Source organism: Pseudomonas frigoris (assembly GCF_047758635.1).
Lineage (GTDB): Bacteria > Pseudomonadota > Gammaproteobacteria > Pseudomonadales > Pseudomonadaceae > Aquipseudomonas > Aquipseudomonas frigoris.
This window is the reverse complement of sequence record NZ_CP180479.1, coordinates 5356087-5375127: the sequence shown is the minus strand read 5'-3', so window position 1 is coordinate 5375127 and position 19041 is coordinate 5356087. Positions and strand designations below refer to the sequence as shown.

Sequence of the window (19041 nt, the reverse complement as noted above, 5' to 3'; positions counted from 1 at the left end):
TCAACATGGACGTTCGCCTGTACGCTTTTCTCGCTCGTCAGCCTTCTGCTGCCGTGAAGACCCGCGAGTACTTCTGGGGCATGCCCAAGCGCGGATTGGCGTTCCTATTGGCCAACGTGATGTTCTGGCAACCGATGTGGGCGCAAGCCGAGGGGATCGTTGTGGCCACGCCGGGCACCAGTCTCGGCCAGGCGGGCAACGGTGTACCCATTATCCAAATCGCCACGCCTAACGGTAGCGGCCTCTCGCATAACCAGTTTCACGATTACAACGTCGGCACCCAGGGCGTCATCCTCAACAACGTCGCCAACCAGACCGGCGCGACGCAGTTGGGCGGCATCATCGTCGGCAACCCCAACCTGACCAACCGGATCGCGGCGCAAACCATCCTCAACGAAGTCATCGGCGGCAGCCCCAGCCAGTTGCGCGGTTACACCGAAGTGGCGGGGCAGTCGGCCCGCGTGATCGTCGCCAACCCCTACGGAATCAGCTGCAACGGTTGCGGCTTCATCAACACGCCGCGCGTGACCCTGACCACCGGCAAACCGGTGCTGGACAACGGTCGACTGGATCGCTTTCAGGTGGATCAGGGCAGCGTTTCCATCGACGGCGCCGGGCTGAACGCCAACAACGTCGACAGCTTCGAAATCATTACCCGCAGCGCGAAGATCAATGCCGAGATTCAGGCGAAGAACCTGACGATTGTCGCCGGTCGCAACGACGTCAACGCACAGACGCTCAACGCTACCGCGCGCGCCGATGACGGCAGCGCTAAACCGCAATTGGCCATCGACAGCTCGGCCTTGGGCGGCATGTATGCCGGGGCGATCAAACTGGTGGGCACCGAAGCCGGGGTCGGGGTGAAACTCGACGGCAACCTGGCGGCCAGTGGCGGTGATATCCAGCTCGATGCCAATGGGCATCTCAGCCTCGCACAGACATCTGCTACGGGGGCAGTGAACGTCAAAGCCGCCAGTCTCGACGCTCAGGGACCGGTCTACGCCGGCACCGCCGTCAACATTCAAACCCAAGGCAACCTGACCAACCAACAAACCCTCGCGGCCCGGGACAACATCACCCTGAGCGCCGGTGGTCAGCTGACCAACAACGGCATCATTGAAGCCGGGGTCAACGCCGACGGCAGCCGCAACGCCAACGGCGATGTGAGCCTGAGTGCGCAGAACCTCACCAACACTGGCAAAAGCGTTATCGCCAGCCGCAACCTGACAGTCAATACCGCGCAGACGTTGAATAACCAGGGCGGCACCTTAAGCGGGCAGCAAAAAAACAGCATCACTGCCACTACGCTAGACAACCGGAACACCGGCCGGGTGCTCGGCAGCGGCGCTCTGGAGCTGAAAGCCACGCAGGTACTCAACACCCAAGGGGTGATCACCAGCAATGGCAGCCTCACGGCGAATCTCGGCCACCTGAACAACCACGATGGCGAAGTCTCCAGCGCAGGCAACACTACTATCACCGCCACGACGCTGGACAACAGTGACGGCCAAGTGACCGGTGATGTTGCCCTGAACATCGGTTTGATTGGCGCCCTGAATAACCAGAACGGTGCGCTGGGTTCCGGCCAGAGCGTGAGCATCAGCGCCGCCAGCCTGGATAACAGCCATGACGGTAGCCTGGTCAGCGACGGCAGCTTCACCGCGCGCATCAGTGGCCTGTTCGACAACCAGAATGGCGACCTGAGCGCCAAAGGCGTGATCGACCTGCAGACCGGCAGCCTCGACAACCGCAATGGCAACCTGACCGGCAAGGATCGGCTGACCCTGCGCAGCGATTCGCTGGACAACCGCACCGGCAAAGTACGCGCTGGCAAAGACCTGCTACTGACCGTCGGACAACTCGATAACCGTCAGCAAGGTTTGCTCAACAGCCAGGCCGCCATCAACTTCAATGGCACTCATCTGGATAACCGCGGCGGCTTGCTCAGCGCGGCGGGTCCGGTGCAACTGGAGGCGGCCAGCGTCGACAACAGCGGCGGCCGTATCTCCAGCAAAACCGATCTGACGGCCAAGGTTGCGCAGTTCACCAACCAGGGTGGCGAACTGGTCGCCCAAGGGATGTTGACCCTCAATGGCAAAGGGCTCGATAACCGCAACGGCGGACTGGTAGGCGCGACAAAAGCGCTGAAACTCAACGTCGATGAGGTGGACAATCGCGGCGGCGAAATCTCCAGCGCCGTTGATGTGACCATCGAAGGCCAAAGCCTGAACAACAGTGACAACGGCAAGATCCTGGCCGGCACCGAGCTGGGCCTGAAAGTGGCGCAGATCATCAACCAGGCCAAGGGACTGTTGTTCGGCAAGGGCGCCACGACGGTGACGGGCCAGAGTCTGGACAACAGCGGTGGCAGCCTTGTCGCTCAGCTTGGGCTGGATATTCGTCTCGATAGTGCCTTGAGCAACATTGAAGGCCTGATCAGCAGTGAAGGGATGCTGACGGTCAACGCGGCCAGTCTCGATAGTATTCGCGGCAGCTTGTCGAGCGCCGGCGCGTTGGCGCTGACAACGACGGGAGTGCTGAACAATCAGGGCGGTTCGATCACCACCGACAGCGGCCTGACCCTCAACAGCCAAAGCCTGAACAACAGCCAGAACGGCCTTATCAGTGGCAAGAACGCGACCACCGTCACCACCGGTACGTTCGACAACACTCAGGGCGGCCAATTGATCAGCGGCGATACCCTCGACCTGACCGCGACCCAAGTCAGCAACGGTGTTGCCAGCCGAATCGCCAGCGATAAGGCCCTGACTGCCAGTGTCACCGGTTTCGATCAGCAGGGCGGTCAGCTGTTCAGCAAAACCGCCCTGAGCCTGGACTTGAATCAGGGCCAACTGAACAACCAGAGCGGGCTGATCAACGCGCCGTTGCTGATGTTGAAAAACCTCAAGGACGTCAACAACCAGAACGGTGAAATCTCCAGCGCCCAGGCCTTCACTCTGACCGCGCAGAACCTGGATAACAGCAACGGAAAACTGATCAGCAATCAGGCTTTGACGCTGCACATCGATCAACTGCTCGCCAGCATCAAGGGCCTGATTTCCGCTCAGACTCTGGAGGTGCACAGCGCCCGTCTGGACAACACCGGCGGCATGATCAGTAGTCGCGGCACCCTAGGGGTGACGGTAGACGGTCAACTCGTCAATCAAGACGGTACGTTCATCGCTGACGGTGACGTGCACGTCAGCGCCGATAGCCTGGACAACACCCGTGGCCAGATCGCCGGTAAAACCGATGTTACGGCCAGCGTCGCGACCCTGAACAACCAGGGCGGTCAGTTGATCGCAACCGGTGGGCTCACCCTGACGGGCATCAGCCTCGATAACCGGTTTGGCGGCCTGGTCGGGGCGACCAACGCCCTGCAACTGAATGTCGAAGTAGTCGACAACCGCGGTGGCGAGTTGTCGAGCAAGTCAGATGTGACCCTGGTGGGCAACCGTCTGGACAACAGCGATGGCGGCCAGGTATTCGCCGAAGGCGCACTGGCGCTGACGGTTAATCAGGTGATCAACCGCGCCAAGGGCCTGCTCTCGGGCAAGGCCGATCTGACACTGACCGGCCGCGATCTCGACAACAGTGGTGGCTCGCTGTTGAGTCAGAAAACCCTGTCGCTCGACCTCACAGGTGACCTGAATAACAGCCAGGGTTTGCTCAGCGCTGAAGGTACGCTCGGGGTCACAGCCGCCAGCCTGACCAACACCTTGGGCAGCGTTTCTGCTGCGGGGCCGCTGACGTTGACCACCACTGGCGCCGTGCTCAATCAGGGCGGCGAAATCGTTACCGACGCCGGCATCACACTCAACAGCGCCAGCCTCGACAACCGCAACAAAGGCAGCATCAGCGGCAAAGGCGCGGTGATCGTCAACACCGGTGCACTGGATAACAGCCACACCGGTCGCTTGAACAGCGGCGCCAGCCTGGACCTGACGGCCACCCAACTGACTAACCAGGACGGCGGTCGCATCGCCAGTGTCGGTGCGCTGACTGCCAGTGTCACCGGCCTGGATCAGCAAGGCGGGCAACTGTTCAGCAACACGTCCCTGGTGCTGGATCTGAACAAAGGTCAGCTGAACAACCAGAATGGCCTGATCAGCGCGCCATTGCTGATGCTCAAGAACCTCACCGACATCAACAACGACGGCGGTGAGATTTCCAGCGCCGCGGCCTTCACACTCACCGCCCGCAGCCTGGACAACAGCAATGGCAAACTGTTGAGCAATCAGGCCCTGACCCTGCGTATCGATCAGGCACTGACCAACCTCAAAGGCCTGATCGCCGCCGCGGCACTCGACGTCAAAGCCGCCAGTCTGAACAACAGCGGCGGCACGTTGACCAGTCGTGCCAATCTGGACCTGAACCTCGACGGACTGCTGAATAACCAGAACCTGGGCCTGATCAACGCCACCGACGGCCTGACTATCAACAGCAGTGGCCTCAATAACCAGAACGGTTCTTTGCTGGGCAGCGCCATTGCCATCGACTTCGGGGCGGCCACCGGGGACCTGAACAACAGTGGCGGTCTGATCACCACCGCCGGCTTGTTGAGCCTCCAGCACCTGCGCGACCTGAACAATCGGAACGGCGAAATCTCCAGCAGCCAAAGCCTCAACCTGACATCCCGCGCCCTGGACAACAGCGGCGGCAAACTCATCAGCAACAACCTGCTGACGGTCAACGCCGACACGGTACTCAACCAGGGCGGTCTGATCTCCGGCTGGAAAGGCCTGAGTCTGACCAGCAACAGCCTGGACAATCGCAACAAAGGCACGCTGTCGAGTCACGACGCCGATGTGGCCGTCGGTGTCAGCGGCGCCATTCTCAACAGCGGCGAAGGCGCGCTGGTTAGCCAGAAAACCCTGAGCGTCAATGCGGCAAGCCTGGACAACAGCAACGGCGGCATCCTCTCCAGTGGTGGCGCCCAGACCCTGACCCTCAGCGGTCTGCTCAACAACGCTCAGGGCGGCTTGATCGACAGCGGCGCGACCCTGGCCATGCAGGCCATGACCCTGGGTAATGCCGGCGGCACGGTCAACGCAAAACAGGACCTCAGTTTCACCGGCACCACACTGGATAACACCGGCGGCAATCTGATCGGCAACGCTGCCGTCACCCTCGACCTGCTCGGCGCCTTGACCAACACCAACGGCAAACTGGCCAGTGCTGGCCCGCTGCGGGTGCAACGCACCACACACATCAATAACCAGGGCGGCCAACTCGCCAGCCAAGGCTTGATGACCCTGCTCACCGGTGGCCTGGACAACCGCAATCTCGGCACTATCGCGGCCAATGATCTACTGACCATCACCACGGGCGGTACGCTGCAGAACAGCGCCGACGGCCAGATCTACAGCCAGAATGGCGACCTGCAAATCCAGGCCGCCAGCCTCGCCAACGCCAAGGGCACCCTGCAAAGCCAAGGGGCTTTGAACCTCACCATCGGCGGCGATATCGACAACCAGAGTGGCCGCATTGTCGCCAAGGACGGTGACCTTTCGATCAAGGCCGGCAACCTCGATAACCGCGGCGGCGTGCTCGCCAGCCTGCAAGCCGCGTTCACGGCCAACCTGACCGGCGTGTTGAAAAACGGCTATGACCTGAACAACAACCGCCGCAGCGGCGTCACCCAGGCCCAGCGCCTGAACCTGACCGCTCTGGCCGGCATCGACAACTATGGCGGCCGTATCGCTGCGCAAAGCGGCGACGCGATCATCGCCACCGGCAACTTCGACAACCGCAACGGCGGCCTCTACGCCAAAGGCAAGGTCAACGTCACCGGCAACAACTTTGACAACAGCGGCGACAATGACGGCCAGATCGCCGGTCAACAGATCGACCTCAACCTCAGCGGCGCCCTGAACAATCGACTGGGCATCATCGAGAGCGACAGCATCTTATCGATCAAGGCGGCCAGCCTCGATAACCAGACCGGTCAACTGCGTGCACTTGGCACCAGTGGCAAAACCAACTTCCAGATCGGCGGCCTGTTCGACAACCGCAATGGCACCCTGGAAAGCGCAAACACCGACCTGACAATGGCGGTGGGCGGCTTCCTCAACGGCGGCGGCAGTCTGCTGCACGTGGGCAACGGCACCTTCGACATTTCCACCGCCAACGTCACCGGCGCCGGTGGTTCGATCGTCACCCGCGGCGGCTTGACCCTCAACGCCGACAGCTGGAGCAACAGCAACGTCATCCAGGCCGGACGCCTGAACGTCAACGTCAATAACTTCAGCCAGACCGCCAGCGGCCAACTGCTCGCTTCCACCAGCCTCGTCGGTACCGGCGGCAATTGGTACAACGACGGACTGATCGCCAGTGACGGCAGCCTGAGCCTTAACCTCGGCGGCACGTATTCGGGCAACGGCCGGGTCAGCAGCCTTGGTACGCTCGGTTTGAGCGTTGCGCAACTGAATCTCAACGCAGCCTCCAGCATTGCCGGTGGGGGTGACACCACCGTGTCGGTGGGTGGCCAACTGAACAATGCCGGTCGCCTGACTTCGGCTGCCAACCTGACCGTCAACGCGGGGGGTATTTACAACCAGGGCACGCTGGGCAGCGGTCAAGCGCTGACCGTGACCACCGGTTCGCTGGTCAATGATCGCGGGCTGATCTTCAGCGGCGGCAACATGAGCCTGCGGGTCAATGCGCTGAACAACAGCTATGCCAACATCTACAGCCTGGGCAATCTCACGATTGACCGTAATGGGCAAGGCGCCCAGGCCGACAGCATCGTCAACAGTTCGGCGTCGATTCAAAGCGACGGCAGCATGAGCCTGGCGGCGAGCACGATACAAAACATCCGTGCGCTGTTGACCATCAGTAATGGCGGTATCTACACCGCCAGGATTGATGAGGGTGCGTGCAACCGGCCGCATTACCACAATGACTGCGGCGGTGGCACGGTAACTCATACCTGGGATATCACCCAGCGTGAAAAACTGGAAGTGACCGCCGCCAGTGCGGCGTCCAGCATCACCGCTGGCGGTAATCTGAACATCAACGGCGGCGACTTGTTCAACCAGAGCAGCACCATCGCCACCAGCGGCAACCTCACCGCTACGCTGAACAACCTGACCAACACCGGCGTAGAGACCAACGATACCGAAACGGTGCGGGCGTACCGCAGCAAACGGGAAGACGACGCCAGCAGCTGGCTTGATGCCGCCAGCGCCTTCACCAATCAGTACTGGTTTGCCAGCAGCGGTTATGACGCCAACCACCTCACCGGCCTGGAAGCGGCAATGGCCGACTTCATCGGCACCACCGAAGTCGAGATGCCCGAGTTCCGCCAGGTCACCCAGTTGGCCACCGGCGATCAGAGCTATGCCGCCATTATCCAGGCCGCCGGTGCGGTCAACATCAACGCCCAGAACAACATCGACAACAGCGTCGTACGCCCTGGCTACAGCTACGTGGGCAGTGGTCCCCGTACGGGCACCGGAGCTTCGGGCAGCCAATTCTCCACGCGCATTACCGTCAATCAGCAACTGCCGCCCAACCTGGCCCAGCAGCAAGTCAATCCACTGACCTTGCCCGGCTTCGCTCTGCCCACCGGGCAAAACGGCTTGTTCCGCCTGAGCGGACAAGACAGCAGCACGCCAGTGGCCAGTGCTCCGCAAAGCTGGACCATGGGCGGCGGCAGCGTCACCCCGACCCAGCGTCAACAATCGCTGCCCAGCACCCAGCCACGGAACATTCTACTGGGCAGCAACACTCAGGCCTCGGCCAGCAGCGTTGATCTGAACCCGGCGGATCATCAGGCGTCGAACGTGGGCGTCGGTGCCAGCGCGATCGACGTCAGCACACCGACGGCCAATTCAACCGGCTCGGCACTGCCGGGTCGTTCCACAGCCTTTACCGTCAATCGTGTCCAAGGGTTGCCGGCCAGCAGCGGCCAGTCCAAACCCCAGAAATACCTGATCGAAACCAATCCCGTACTCACCAACCTCAAGCAGTTCATGAGCTCGGATTACCTGTTGTCGAACCTGGGTTATGACCCCGACCAAAGTGCCAAGCGCCTGGGCGATGGCCTTTATGAACAACGCCTGATCCAGCAGGCGGTAGTGGCTCGTACCGGCCAGAGTTTCATCGATGGCCAGACCTCGGACGCCGCGCTGTTCAAATACCTGATGAACAACGCCATCGCCAGCAAGACGGAGCTCAACCTGTCGCTCGGCGTCAGCCTGACCTCCGAGCAAGTCGCGGCCCTGACCCACGACATTGTCTGGATGGAAAACGCCGAAGTGAACGGCGAACAAGTGCTGGTGCCGGTGCTGTACCTGGCCAACGCCAACAATCGCTTGGCCGCCAACGGAGCCTTGATCCAGGGCAGCGACGTGACCCTGATCGCCGGCAAGGACCTGAACAACGCCGGTACCTTGCGCGCCTCCAACAACCTGTCGGCCACCGCCACCAACGACCTGGTCAACAGCGGCCTGGTGGAAGCCGGCAATCGCCTCGACCTGCAGGCAGGCAACAACATAGTCAACAAAGCCGGCGGCATCATCGCCGGTCGTGACGTCACGCTGACCGCCACCCGTGGCGACGTGATCAACGAACGCACCGTCACCACTCACGAAAGCGGCAGCGGCTATCGCAACGAACGCACCGACTTCATCGACAACGCCGCCCGCATCGAAGCGGCCAACAACCTGACCATCAACGCCGGACGCGATATCAACAACGTTGGCGGCGTGCTGAAAAGCGGTGCTGATACCACCATCAACGCCGGTCGTGACGTCAACCTCACATCAGCCGAACAGGTCGTCAGCGGCGAACGTGGCCTGCACCGCGATCAGACCATCACCCAATATGGCTCAGACGTGGGTGTGGGGCAGGACCTGAAGGTCAATGCCGGACGGGATATCACCGTCATTGCCAGCCAGATCGACGCCAAACGCGATGTGAGCATGAGCGCCGTCGGCGACTTGACCCTGGCTTCGGCGGCGGATGAACAGCATTCGTATAGCAAGAGCAAGAAGGTCACCAGTCAGGAAGACCATGTCAGTCAGGTGTCTAGCTCGGTCAATGCGGGGGGCAGCATTACCCTCAGTGCGGGCAAGGATCTGGACCTGATTGCCAGTCGGGTGAGTGCGGGGGATGAAGCTTATCTGTTTGCGGCCAATAACCTGACGCTCCAGTCTGCCGAAGATACCGATTACAGCTTCTACAGCAAAACCAAGAAAAGCTCCTCGGGCAAGAAGAGTCGACTCGATGAGGTGGCCAGCACCACCAACATCGCAAGCGCAGTAACTTCCGGCGGCAACAGTACGCTGCTGGCCGGCAATGACATGCTGATAAAAGGCAGCGAGATCGCGGCCGATAAAGGCGGTGTGCAACTGGTGGCTGGCAATGACGTGCAGATCGTTGCGGTCACTGATTCGAACAGTGCCCGCCATGAGAGCAGCTCAAGCAAAAGTAGTTGGGGGGGCTTGAAGTCGAGCAAGGTCAAGGATCAGCTTTCTGAGACGCAAACCACTGCTGTCGGTAGCGTGATCTCGGGTAACACGGTGAATGTGGTGGCCAATCGTGACGCCACGATCACCGGCTCATCCCTGGTCAGTACCCAGGATCTGACCGTACAGGCCGGTCGCGACCTGACGATCAATGCGGCGGAAAACACCTTCACTCGCGACGAATTTCATAAGGAAAAAAATCGTGATCTGAGCGGCGTACTGACGGCCAATAACCTGGGTGTTGATGACATCACCGGCAACCAGCACCTGTCGGTCAGCAGTCAGAATCACACCGGTAAGTCTGCGCAAACCACGCTGACGGGCAGCACCATCGGCTCCAGTGAGGGCAACGTCAGTCTCACCAGTGGCCGTGAACTGAGCGTAATCGCCAGCGACCTCGTCAGCACCAAGAACATGAGCCTGATCGGTTCCAAGGTGACCATCGCTGCCGGCATGGAAAGCGCGAGCCAGAGCAGTACCGACAAGAGCAGCAGTTTGGCTGTAGGTCGGGTAGTTGGCGGCGTGATCGTGGACACGGTCAATACGATTCGAAGCTCAGTAGAAGCGGCTAATAACGCCGACGATCCGCGACTCAAAGCGGTGAAGCTGGCTCAGGCGGCAATGGCGTTCAACGATCTGGGAGGTATGGGCGGCGACGCCGAAGGCGCTGGTTCGGATTATGGAAAAAAACAGGGCTCTGCCAGCAACGGCTCCATGATCAAGATTGGTACGGAACTGGCGAACACTCATAGCAAAAGCACAAGTGAGTACACCAGCCAAACCGCCAAGCAAAGCACGCTCAATGCTGGCAAAGGCTTACTGATCATTGCCGATGGCGGTGCGCCGGGAGCGGCGGGTGATATTCACGTCATTGGCAGCAGCTTGAAAGCCGCCGACACCGTATTAATTGCAAAAAACAACATCACCCTGGAAAGCGCGCAAAACACTGCCAACTGGGCCAATAACAACAGCAACAACAAAACCGCCATAGGTGCCAGCTTCAACCTCGGCGAGCAGAATGGGTTCACCCTCGACCTGGGAGCGTCCATCGCCAAGAGCATGGGGACCGGTAGCTCCGTTACCCAAGTCAACACGACCCTGGATACCGGTTCTCTATCCCTTCACAGTGGGCAGGACACCACCCTGGCTGGCGCGCAGGTACGGGCCGACAGCATCAACGCGTTGATTGACGGCAACCTCACCATCACCTCGCGCCAGGACACCGAGACCCAGAAGAGCAAACAGGGCAGTGCCGGTTTCGGTGGCAGCATCTGTATTCCGCCGTTCTGCTACGGCTCAACCGTGGCCGTGTCTGGAAGCCTGGCCGCTGGCAACATGAATAGCGAGTACAAGGCTGTAACAGACCAGAGCGGTCTGTTCGCCGGCACGGGCGGTTACGACATCACCGTCGGTAAAAACACCACCTTGCAAGGTGCGGTAATTGCCAGTGAGGCGTCTGCCGACAAGAACCTGCTCAGCACTGATCGTCTGATCGTCAGCGACATCAAAAATACCAGCGATATCAGCGCCCAGTCGGCAGGTTTTTCGGCCTCTTATGGCAGCAATGCCGGCTCAAGTGTGGGCGGCAGCGTTCCACTGTCACTGAACGATTCGGACCACAGCAGCACCCGCAGCGCTGTCAGCGAAGGCACCATCATCGTTCGCAACGCCGCGGGTGCGAATGATCTGGTTGGGCTGAATCGCGATACCGCAAACGCCAATCAGACGCTGGATAAGCCTGATGAAAAAGCGATTCAGGAGCGGATTGATCTGATCCAGAGCACGGTCGCGCTGTCCAAAAACATCATCAATAAAGTAGCCAACGCCCAGCAGCAAGCGGCCAGCGACAAAGCCAAATCGGCGACGACCGAGAAGGAACGCCAGGCAGCGCTTAATGATTACAACAGCTGGGGTGTGGGTGGCGACAAACGAATCATGGCGGATGTTGCGACGGGCTTGATTGCTGTGGGCCTGGGAGGGGTTGGCGGTACTACCGCAATCGGTATCGTCGCCAATACCACCTCTAGCGATACCTTCAAAAAAATTGGGGATTACGCCGACAAGCAAGCACACGACGCCACCGACAGCGCAACTCGAGCGGCTTGGGCCGAAGGCGGGGCTGCACGAGTAATGCTGCATGCATTGGCTGGCGCAGCAATGGGATTGTCGAGCGGTAGTGCCGCAAGCGGAGCGTTGGGGGCAGGGATCTCCGCGGCTCTGATGCCAACTATTGCTGATGCACTGCGCAATAGCGGGCTGACGAACGCCCAGCAGAATGACTTGGGCACCTTGATCGCGTCCGGTCTGGGAGCGATGGCGGGATCTGGAGGTGGTACATCCGGTGCTATTACAGCGGTGAACAGTGCGGCTGGCGTTGACATGTTTAACCGCCAGTTGCACAAGCATCAGGAAATTCCACTGCTGAAGAAAAAGGCTGAGGAGCTTGAGAAAACGCAAGGACAACCAGAATCGAGCGCCCGATGGGAAGATCTGCTGCTGATCGCCAGCGGCGCCGAAGTGGATGCCGTCGACTTGGCGCGTTTGACAAGTATTATGAAGCAAGCCATTGGTAATGATCCTGAGTCTGCCGCCTTTGTTCGAGACATGGGGGTTGCATATGAAGCAGTTGCCCAGTTATCGGCTCAAAAAATCCCGCTGACCTGGAGCGATGGTCGACAGATCGTCGCGAATGGCGCGCCGGTATACGCGTTCAATGCCACAAAGGAACAATTCAACGACTCCACCTTGTTCAATGCTGCTGGGACCTATGGCCCCGGTGCTGTCTATGAGCAGTGGAGGCAATTTGGCCCAACCCAGACAAGTCAGTATTCCAATGAGTTATCGAATATCTCGACTTACGATTCCGGCGTGGCTGACGCCGCTGAGCGATTGTCTGCATTGGCGGGCAAAGGCGTGCTGTCGGTCAGTATTATTGATGATGCGATCCTTTCGCTGACAGGGCTTCGAAGCGGTAAGGTAGTTGTCGACGCAGTTTTGGAAGTGCTTACGAAGAGGGAGGCGGCGAAGAAAGCGGCTGCGGATGGTGCAAAAGCAATCGATGATTCTGCTGCCTATACAAAGTGGTGGGACAATGTTGCTCAACCTAAGAATCTAACTGATAGAGAGGCCAGGGCTTGGTATTTATCTAAAGAGGCAGAAATCCCAAGTCGAATTGATACCGGATTACCTCTGGAAGATCAAGCTAAACAGGCATTTGCCATGAGAAATGATTTAAGGTCTACAGCTAGAGAATTAATGTCTAACAGAAATTTGGCCGATTCTTTGAATAAGAGCGATCCAAATAGGACATGGTCGGAGATCGTTAATAAATACTCGTCACAAGGTCTTTCTGAGGATGGTTTGTGGCGCAAGATTATCGAAAAATCTCAGTCGTCTAGAACAAGTGTTAATGATGGGTTGGGGATGTGAATATGAATCGTTTTTCTGAGTCTAGTTCAGATTTTAGTTATTTTGTTTTTTTTCATGAATATGAAGAGGAAAGCTTTGAGGAGTTTGTTGGTGTTGTTTTAAAAACTCTAAATGCAGAAGAGATAAAGCGTGAGCAAGGTCCTTACTCAATTCTGGTTACTGCTGAATATGCAGGGCATAGACTTGTTTTGACAAGTGGTTCATTCGAAGGGTGCTTCATATCTATAGATAAAAGTGAGGCATGGCTGGCGAAGGAAATAATAGAAGCTTTCTGAATTAGCTAGTTGGTGCAAAAGGCGTATCGACTAATCCAGGTGAGGCGTTTTTTGGTCTGGCCGAACGGATGGGGTTGGCGGTGCAGATATAGCCCAGCAGATTGCGATGCAACAGGAGGGACAACCCTCGAAGCATTGATGGCTCAACGTGGCATACAAATGCCTGCATGGGACGCGACAAATCCGGCCGTTGTGAAGGCATGGCAAGACATCTCTGCTGAGTATGCAAGTGGGGTCTCTGGAACGGTGCGTGCAGTAATCGGACAGAGTTTGCGACCTGGAAATGTTTGGGAAACAGCAGAGTTGCCTGCGTTGATAAAAAATCCTAACGTAGATAAGATCATTGCTATTGATCCTGTAACAATGAGAGAGAAAGCTATTTTTGTAAGGGGAGCTATATGATTCTTGAGGTTTCTCGAGGTAATATCCGAGTGAAAATTGGAGGTAGAGTTGCGACTGCTCAAGGTGAGATGTTCTTTCCTGGTAACGATAAAATTGGCTTTGTGTTGTATAGGGGGTCTTTGAAGTTTTGGGATGCACCTGACCAAAATCAGATTATGACTGTCGATGATGTCGATATGGTTGTTGCTGATATTCAGGCTGATTTCTCCAAGGGGGGCATACCTTAGAAGTTGAGAATTAATAGCGGCAAAGGGTGAAGTAAAAAATGGCCTTAGTGGGGGCAAAGAGACTGTTTCAGGTGCCCTCGACAACCGTGAGTCGGGAGAATAGACGGGAAATTGACTAAGGGAACCAATAGATCTGTTTTCCTTTGTTCAAAAAGGTCAGCCCATGCCGAGTTAAGCGTTTAGAGTGCACCGCCTTAGTGCAAGTTTTCTATTAGTCCAGTCATTCCCATAAAGGGACATTTACACGTGAAGAAAAACATACTGTCGTTGCTGACCCTGTTTCTCACACTACCAGGCTGCCATTCCAACGTCAGAGACTCTTCCCCCAGCCTGCTGAAAGACGGTATCCAGTTGCGCCAGAACACGGTGACAGTCGATGCGCAGCACGCCAAAGTCATCATGAAAGCGTCGGGTTACACATTTCCAGTAGAGTTTTCGGTCAGGCGTGCCGCAGATCCTGACCAACGTATGGAGGTGCTTGGAACTGTGGTTGATTCAGGCCAGGGCAAGGTGTTCGGTTGGATCGCCAAACTCAACGAAGTGGCCAACAGCTCCACGGTTAAACGCTTCCCGCAGTTGGAAGTACAGGCCGATGCCGACAAGCCTTTCGAGGTGTCGGGATATTCGAATGGCAGGGGCACTGGGGATACCTATAGCTGCGGTCCGCTGAAAAGCACCTTTACGCCAGAACGAAGCAAGGTCTATCTGGTGGAGTTCCAGTTTGTGGGTGAGCGCTGTGAGCAGCATGTTTACGATGTCACCCAGCCTCAGCAGCGTATTCCCGTGGCGAGCGTACCTGCTGTGTGAAAGGGGTTTTTCTATTGCTCACTACATAAAACGGGCGACCCAAAAGGTCGCCCGTTTTCATTCACTCCGCAACCTGCGCCCGCAACCGCCGACCGATCACATCCATCAAATCACAACCATCGCGCAACGGGATGGCGAGCAATTTTGAGAAGTCGGATAGCACCACCGTGTCGCAGCCGATTTCTGCGCGAAAGGCGATGTTTTCCAGAACTTGGGTGACGGTGCGAATGCGGTAATCCGCCATGGCTTGCAGGACGTCTAGTGGGGCTTGGGTGTCGATGAGCAGGGAGGCCGGGATCAAGTCGATTCCGGTGAGGGGCATATATCTATCCATAGTTGGAGTCTCTCGTAATTAAAAAGGACTCTCTGTGATCAGGTCGCCAAACCCGGTCGCCTATTGGGCGACGGTTTGACTATAAGGATCAGCGTCCCAGCGGTACAGAGCGCCGATTCTGAATTTGATGTAGGGGAAATGTCCTGGTGCGGTCGGATAACCTCAGGGAATTTGCTGATGACTAAACACTGCCAGCATCTGTGGGAGCGAGCTTGCTTGCGATATCGGTGTATCAGTCGATAGCAGTGTTGAGTGTTTGTCAGTCATCGCGAGCAAGCTCGCTCCCACAGTGGATTTGCGGTGTTTGGAGATACTGTGTTCGGCACATGTGCTCTGTGATCTACCCCCCATGGCAGCAACTGGCCCCTGCCTTGTCCTCATACCGGTCGTGATGCCGCACCCACTCCATGATTTCCTCTTCATTGCGCCCCTTGGGCATGAGGTCGAGGTAGTTATAGGCCCCGACCAACATGTCCAGGCCGCGGGCATAAGTGGAATAGGTATGAAAAATCTCTCCAGCTTCATTGCGATAAAACACGCTGAGGCCGGGGAGTTCTTCTTCGGCGCCGTCAGATTTTTCGTAGTTGTAGGTGGCTTTACCGGCGGCGACGTCTTCTGCTCGGGCCGAGACGCCGAAGTCGTAATTGAAGTCGCAGCCTTCTGACGACACCCAATCGAATTTCCAGCCCATGCGCCGTTTAAAAGCCTGGAATTCGGCGAACGGTGCGTGGGAAACCGCCACCACGGCGACGTCATGATGGGCCAGGTGTTGGTTGGCGCCGTCGATGTGGTCGGACAGGAACGAGCAGCCGGAACAGCCCTCATCCCAGTCTTTGCCAAACATGAAGTGGTAGATGACCAACTGGCTGCGGCCGCCGAACAGGTCAGCCAGTTTCAGTTCGCCGTTCGGGCCCTGGAAACAGTAGTCGTTGTCGATTTTCACCCAGGGCAGGGCGCGGCGTTCGGCGCTGAGTTTGTCTCGTTCTTTGGTGAAGGCTTTTTCGTGGGCCAGGTGTTGCTTGCGGGCGGCGAGCCATTCTTCTCGGGAGACGACGGGATGATTCTGAATGTTCATTGGGTTTCTCCTGCGGGTTGCTGGGAGGTGACTTACACAGCCTAGTCGTTTGGCCTATGCGCAATTCGACATACCGCCGGTCGGTACAGGCAAAAACCTCGGCTGAACGGCTACGAGCCGCGCCGGTCACACCCTATGAAGGCCATCTCACTCGCGGGCACTGGAGGTTGAATCAGGATGACGACTTATAACTGGGATTTGATTGAACGCTTGCTGCACGAGGCGCAGAACAGCGCCGGCCATAGCTTCACGCCACGGCCCTACGCCGAGCAGTACGCGGCGGAAAAAGCGGCGGAGGGCGAGACGATTGAGAACCTGGATCACCTGAAAGCAGTGGCTGGTGAGTATGAAAAGTTACTGTTGGCGCGCGGCTATATTGAGCCTCGGCCTGAGGATCAAGGTGGTAACGGTTCGAACTACATTTTGACGCCTCGGGGCTCGAGTTTATTGAGCCTGATCGACAGCAGTATTCCGGGCAATGACCATCCGCGGCAGGTGTTGGATGAGCAGGAAGATGCGCTGGATGAGGTGACGTTTGATGAGGTGGCGTCGAAGGCGCAGATTGCCTGAAGATCGCATCAAACCCCTGTGGGAGCGAGCTTGCTCGCGATGAGGGAATCACATTCAACATTGATGCTGAATGTTAGGCCGCTATCGCGAGCAAGCTCGCTCCCACATTTTATTTTGTGTTGCGCCTAACCCTCCTGCACCGCCTTCAGGCACTTCAAATCATTGAAGTCCTTGCGTACCCCTTCTATTTTCTTCAACAACCGCTGGCGCTGTTCCGGCGTGCTTTCGGCCATCAAATCTACAAAAAGGCCCCGTGCCTGGGCTTCGGTGCTGGCGTAGGCCTGGCGATAAGCGGGCGTCCACAAGCTCTCTCGATTCACCAGAAGCGTCTCGATGCGCTGTGGGAATTCTGGACTCTGGCGCTGCGCAACCGCCGCGCTGAACTGCTTCTGCCAGTGGGCGCGGTTAGCGATCCATTGCGTATTCTGGTCACCCAAGGCGTTGGACCACGCAACCACGCGTAGCTGCTGGGTTGCGCTGAGCGGGCCGAGCCAATCGTTCAGGCGTTTTTCCATACGCTGGCTGCGCGCCTTGATCTGTTGATCGAGAGACGGTTTGAGGTATTGCTCCTGGCGTTTGCGCTGGTCCTTGGCGAAGGCGTCGTTCATCTCCGCGACTTGCTGGTCATCCAGCCCCTGTAACAGCTCAATGGCCGACGGAGTAATTTCCCGGGCGGTCTGGGCGATGGCCTGTTTGGCTTCCTGGATGCGGGCTTGCAGCGCGGCGTCGGTGACCTGGTTGGTCTCGACCATGACCTGCAAGCGATCCAGCCAATCGAGGTAGCCCGGCAGTTGCGTGGTGCAGTGCCAGCTCAGGTGTTCCTTGAGGCGCTCGTTGAGCCAGCCTTTCTGCTCGCCGTTCATGTCCAGGTAGTCGCTGAGCGTCCACGGAATGATCACGTCGAGGTTGCGATAGGCCAGGCCCACGCGACTGCACGCACCGAGGGCGAGACTGAGGGTGATAACGACGAGGAGACACTTCAACCAGCGCGACATGGGCGAATCCTTTGCGAAGGCCTGGTTTTTTAATGGGCTTCTTTATGTGAACGCAGGATGAGCCTCGCAGTTCAGCCGATCAATAAAAGGCGCGTTCGGCCTTGAGGGTGAGTAGCCCGTCGCATTGGCTGTTGTGCCCGGAATAGATGGAGCAGCTGTTGCCGCTCAGGCTAGAGTCACTGTAGATCAGGTCCAGATCGACGCCCATGAACGGGCGGGAAAGTTGCACGGACCAGTCGGTGAAACTGCCTACATACCCACCGTCGACGGACACCGGCGTGTTGAGCTGGTGGGTGGTGTATTTCATGCTGATCCCGATGCCGAACGGCTGATTGCCGCCCAGGTCGGCGAACACGGTGCTGTTCTGTTTGTCTGGGTCGTTGCTGAACGCTGCGCCGAAACGGCTGCCCAGAAAGGTCAGGCCACCGAAAAGCTCCTGGCTGTCGAGGGTGTCCACTTTCGGATAGCTGTATCGGATCATGCCGACTTCGTACCCGAGGGTATTGTCGAAAGGCTGTTTGAACCCCATGTAGGAATCGACTTCAAGGTTGGCCCCTGGCGTTAAACCCATGCTCGGTGCCCATTGGCCCACGTAAAAACCGCTGTCGTGACTCAGGTCGAGACCACCGTGGAACGAGCCGGTGCTGGAAGGTTTGACCAGCCCTTGGGCCATGCTGCGGCTGGGGGTGGTGCCGAGTTTGAGATCGAAGTCGCCCAGTTCACGCTGAAAGGTTTGCGCATTGGCGATCGAGCACGACAGCAGGGTGCCGAGCAATAGATAGGAGGGTTTGAGCATGCGTCACTCCATGACAGCGAGGTGCAGGCACTAAAAACCTACTGAAACGCTTGATCTAGACGTGTGCAAGCATACCGGCGAATGCTCGGCATCGAGGGCCGTTCGTCTATTTTTGAAATATTGATGTGTTTGGCGGGGTGTTGCGAGGAGGTTCCAGTCCAAGCGCTTCGAAGCTCAAAGCGCTTAGGGACCAGGTGACGCGGCGGATCTTGGGGAAGTTACTTCTTGCCCAGAGTGATCTGCTTGGACGGGCCGAACGTCTGGCCGCTGACGCCTTTGGCAATTTGCTGGATCTCGCCGCCGGACTTGAGGAACGCAGCAATCTGGTTGTTGATCGATTCGCTGGTTTCAACGGCTGGAGCTGGCTTTGCTTTGCTGTTGGATGCTTTTACACGCATGGCGGCCATTAACCTATAGAAAATTAACTTGGCCAGGCATCGTACAGGAAATACTTGACAATTGCTTGGTAAATATCCCCCCGAAATACACGGGGCAGATGAAGAATTAATCACAAGTTATTATTCTTAATAGGCCTCTAAGCTGCTGTTTTAACTAAGAACGATCGTGAAAAAATACAGTTTTCTGCTGGGCGCACAGATGCGCAAATCGCCAGAACGGCCTGACGAGCGGCCAGGCGGGTGCGGTAAAACCCAGGAAA

At 57.6% G+C, this 19041-nt stretch carries 11 protein-coding genes; 6 read left to right on the top strand and 5 right to left on the bottom strand.

All coding sequences use genetic code 11. From position 1 onward, the window contains the following. The first annotated feature begins 5 nt into the window (after positions 1–5). The 5 genes from ACMXYH_RS24655 (at position 6) to ACMXYH_RS24635 (ending at position 14613) form a co-directional block, all read left to right on the top strand. Positions 6–12902 carry a hemagglutinin repeat-containing protein gene (locus tag ACMXYH_RS24655; RefSeq protein WP_415765245.1) on the top strand — a complete coding sequence of 4299 codons (12897 nt, stop codon included), beginning with the start codon at positions 6–8 and terminating at the stop codon, positions 12900–12902. Between the two features lie 2 nt (positions 12903–12904). Continuing rightward, the gene (locus tag ACMXYH_RS24650; protein ID WP_415765244.1) at positions 12905–13177 is read left to right on the top strand and encodes a hypothetical protein; all 273 of its coding nucleotides are present in this window, start codon (positions 12905–12907) and stop codon (positions 13175–13177) included. Between the two features lie 138 nt (positions 13178–13315). Next, the gene (locus ACMXYH_RS24645) at positions 13316–13579 is read left to right on the top strand and encodes a hypothetical protein (protein ID WP_415765243.1); all 264 of its coding nucleotides are present in this window, start codon (positions 13316–13318) and stop codon (positions 13577–13579) included. Next, positions 13576–13806 carry an Imm74 family immunity protein gene (locus ACMXYH_RS24640; protein WP_415765242.1) on the top strand — a complete coding sequence of 77 codons (231 nt, stop codon included), beginning with the start codon at positions 13576–13578 and terminating at the stop codon, positions 13804–13806. Before ACMXYH_RS24645 ends, ACMXYH_RS24640 begins: the two co-directional genes overlap by 4 nt. Positions 13807–14052: 246 nt before the next feature. Next, the gene (locus tag ACMXYH_RS24635) at positions 14053–14613 is read left to right on the top strand and encodes a hypothetical protein (RefSeq protein ID WP_415765241.1); all 561 of its coding nucleotides are present in this window, start codon (positions 14053–14055) and stop codon (positions 14611–14613) included. 61 nt (positions 14614–14674) lie between these two features. Here the strand turns inward: ACMXYH_RS24635 and ACMXYH_RS24630 are convergent, their stop codons facing one another. Continuing rightward, on the bottom strand, positions 14675–14947 hold the full coding sequence (locus ACMXYH_RS24630; protein WP_140684548.1) for a hypothetical protein: 273 nt from the start codon (positions 14945–14947) through the stop codon (positions 14675–14677). Between the two features lie 340 nt (positions 14948–15287). Further along, a complete protein-coding gene (locus ACMXYH_RS24625; protein WP_415765240.1) occupies positions 15288–16022 on the bottom strand; it encodes a DUF899 domain-containing protein in 735 nt (244 codons plus the stop codon). Positions 16023–16199: 177 nt separating this feature from the next. Here ACMXYH_RS24625 and ACMXYH_RS24620 point away from each other — a divergent pair, with 177 nt between their 5' ends. Then, positions 16200–16592 (top strand): transcriptional regulator, encoded by a 393-nt coding sequence (locus ACMXYH_RS24620; protein ID WP_415765239.1) that lies wholly within the window; start codon positions 16200–16202, stop codon positions 16590–16592. A 125-nt stretch (positions 16593–16717) separates the two neighbouring features. On the opposite strand, the gene ACMXYH_RS24615 is transcribed toward ACMXYH_RS24620, so the two are convergent. The 3 genes from ACMXYH_RS24615 to ACMXYH_RS24605 all read right to left on the bottom strand — a co-directional run bounded on the left by ACMXYH_RS24615 (position 16718) and on the right by ACMXYH_RS24605 (position 18790). Further along, the gene (locus ACMXYH_RS24615; RefSeq protein ID WP_415765238.1) at positions 16718–17587 is read right to left on the bottom strand and encodes a DUF6279 family lipoprotein; all 870 of its coding nucleotides are present in this window, start codon (positions 17585–17587) and stop codon (positions 16718–16720) included. Between the two features lie 79 nt (positions 17588–17666). Further along, entirely contained in the window at positions 17667–18383 is a 717-nt protein-coding gene (locus tag ACMXYH_RS24610) for a TorF family putative porin (protein ID WP_415765237.1), read from the bottom strand. 218 nt (positions 18384–18601) lie between these two features. Further along, the gene (locus ACMXYH_RS24605; protein WP_017337097.1) at positions 18602–18790 is read right to left on the bottom strand and encodes a hypothetical protein; all 189 of its coding nucleotides are present in this window, start codon (positions 18788–18790) and stop codon (positions 18602–18604) included. Positions 18791–19041: the final 251 nt, after the last annotated feature.

What these genes read in the sequence shown, in the direction of transcription:
- ACMXYH_RS24655 (WP_415765245.1), top strand. Translation starts at nt 6, where the DNA reads ATGGACGTTCGCCTGTACGCTTTTCTCGCTCGTCAGCCTTCTGCTGCC.
- ACMXYH_RS24650 (WP_415765244.1), top strand. Translation starts at nt 12,905, where the DNA reads ATGAATCGTTTTTCTGAGTCTAGTTCAGATTTTAGTTATTTTGTTTTT.
- ACMXYH_RS24645 (WP_415765243.1), top strand. Translation starts at nt 13,316, where the DNA reads ATGGCTCAACGTGGCATACAAATGCCTGCATGGGACGCGACAAATCCG.
- ACMXYH_RS24640 (WP_415765242.1), top strand. Translation starts at nt 13,576, where the DNA reads ATGATTCTTGAGGTTTCTCGAGGTAATATCCGAGTGAAAATTGGAGGT.
- ACMXYH_RS24630 (WP_140684548.1), bottom strand. Translation starts at nt 14,947, where the DNA reads ATGGATAGATATATGCCCCTCACCGGAATCGACTTGATCCCGGCCTCC.
- ACMXYH_RS24625 (WP_415765240.1), bottom strand. Translation starts at nt 16,022, where the DNA reads ATGAACATTCAGAATCATCCCGTCGTCTCCCGAGAAGAATGGCTCGCC.
- ACMXYH_RS24620 (WP_415765239.1), top strand. Translation starts at nt 16,200, where the DNA reads ATGACGACTTATAACTGGGATTTGATTGAACGCTTGCTGCACGAGGCG.
- ACMXYH_RS24615 (WP_415765238.1), bottom strand. Translation starts at nt 17,587, where the DNA reads ATGTCGCGCTGGTTGAAGTGTCTCCTCGTCGTTATCACCCTCAGTCTC.
- ACMXYH_RS24610 (WP_415765237.1), bottom strand. Translation starts at nt 18,383, where the DNA reads ATGCTCAAACCCTCCTATCTATTGCTCGGCACCCTGCTGTCGTGCTCG.
- ACMXYH_RS24605 (WP_017337097.1), bottom strand. Translation starts at nt 18,790, where the DNA reads ATGGCCGCCATGCGTGTAAAAGCATCCAACAGCAAAGCAAAGCCAGCT.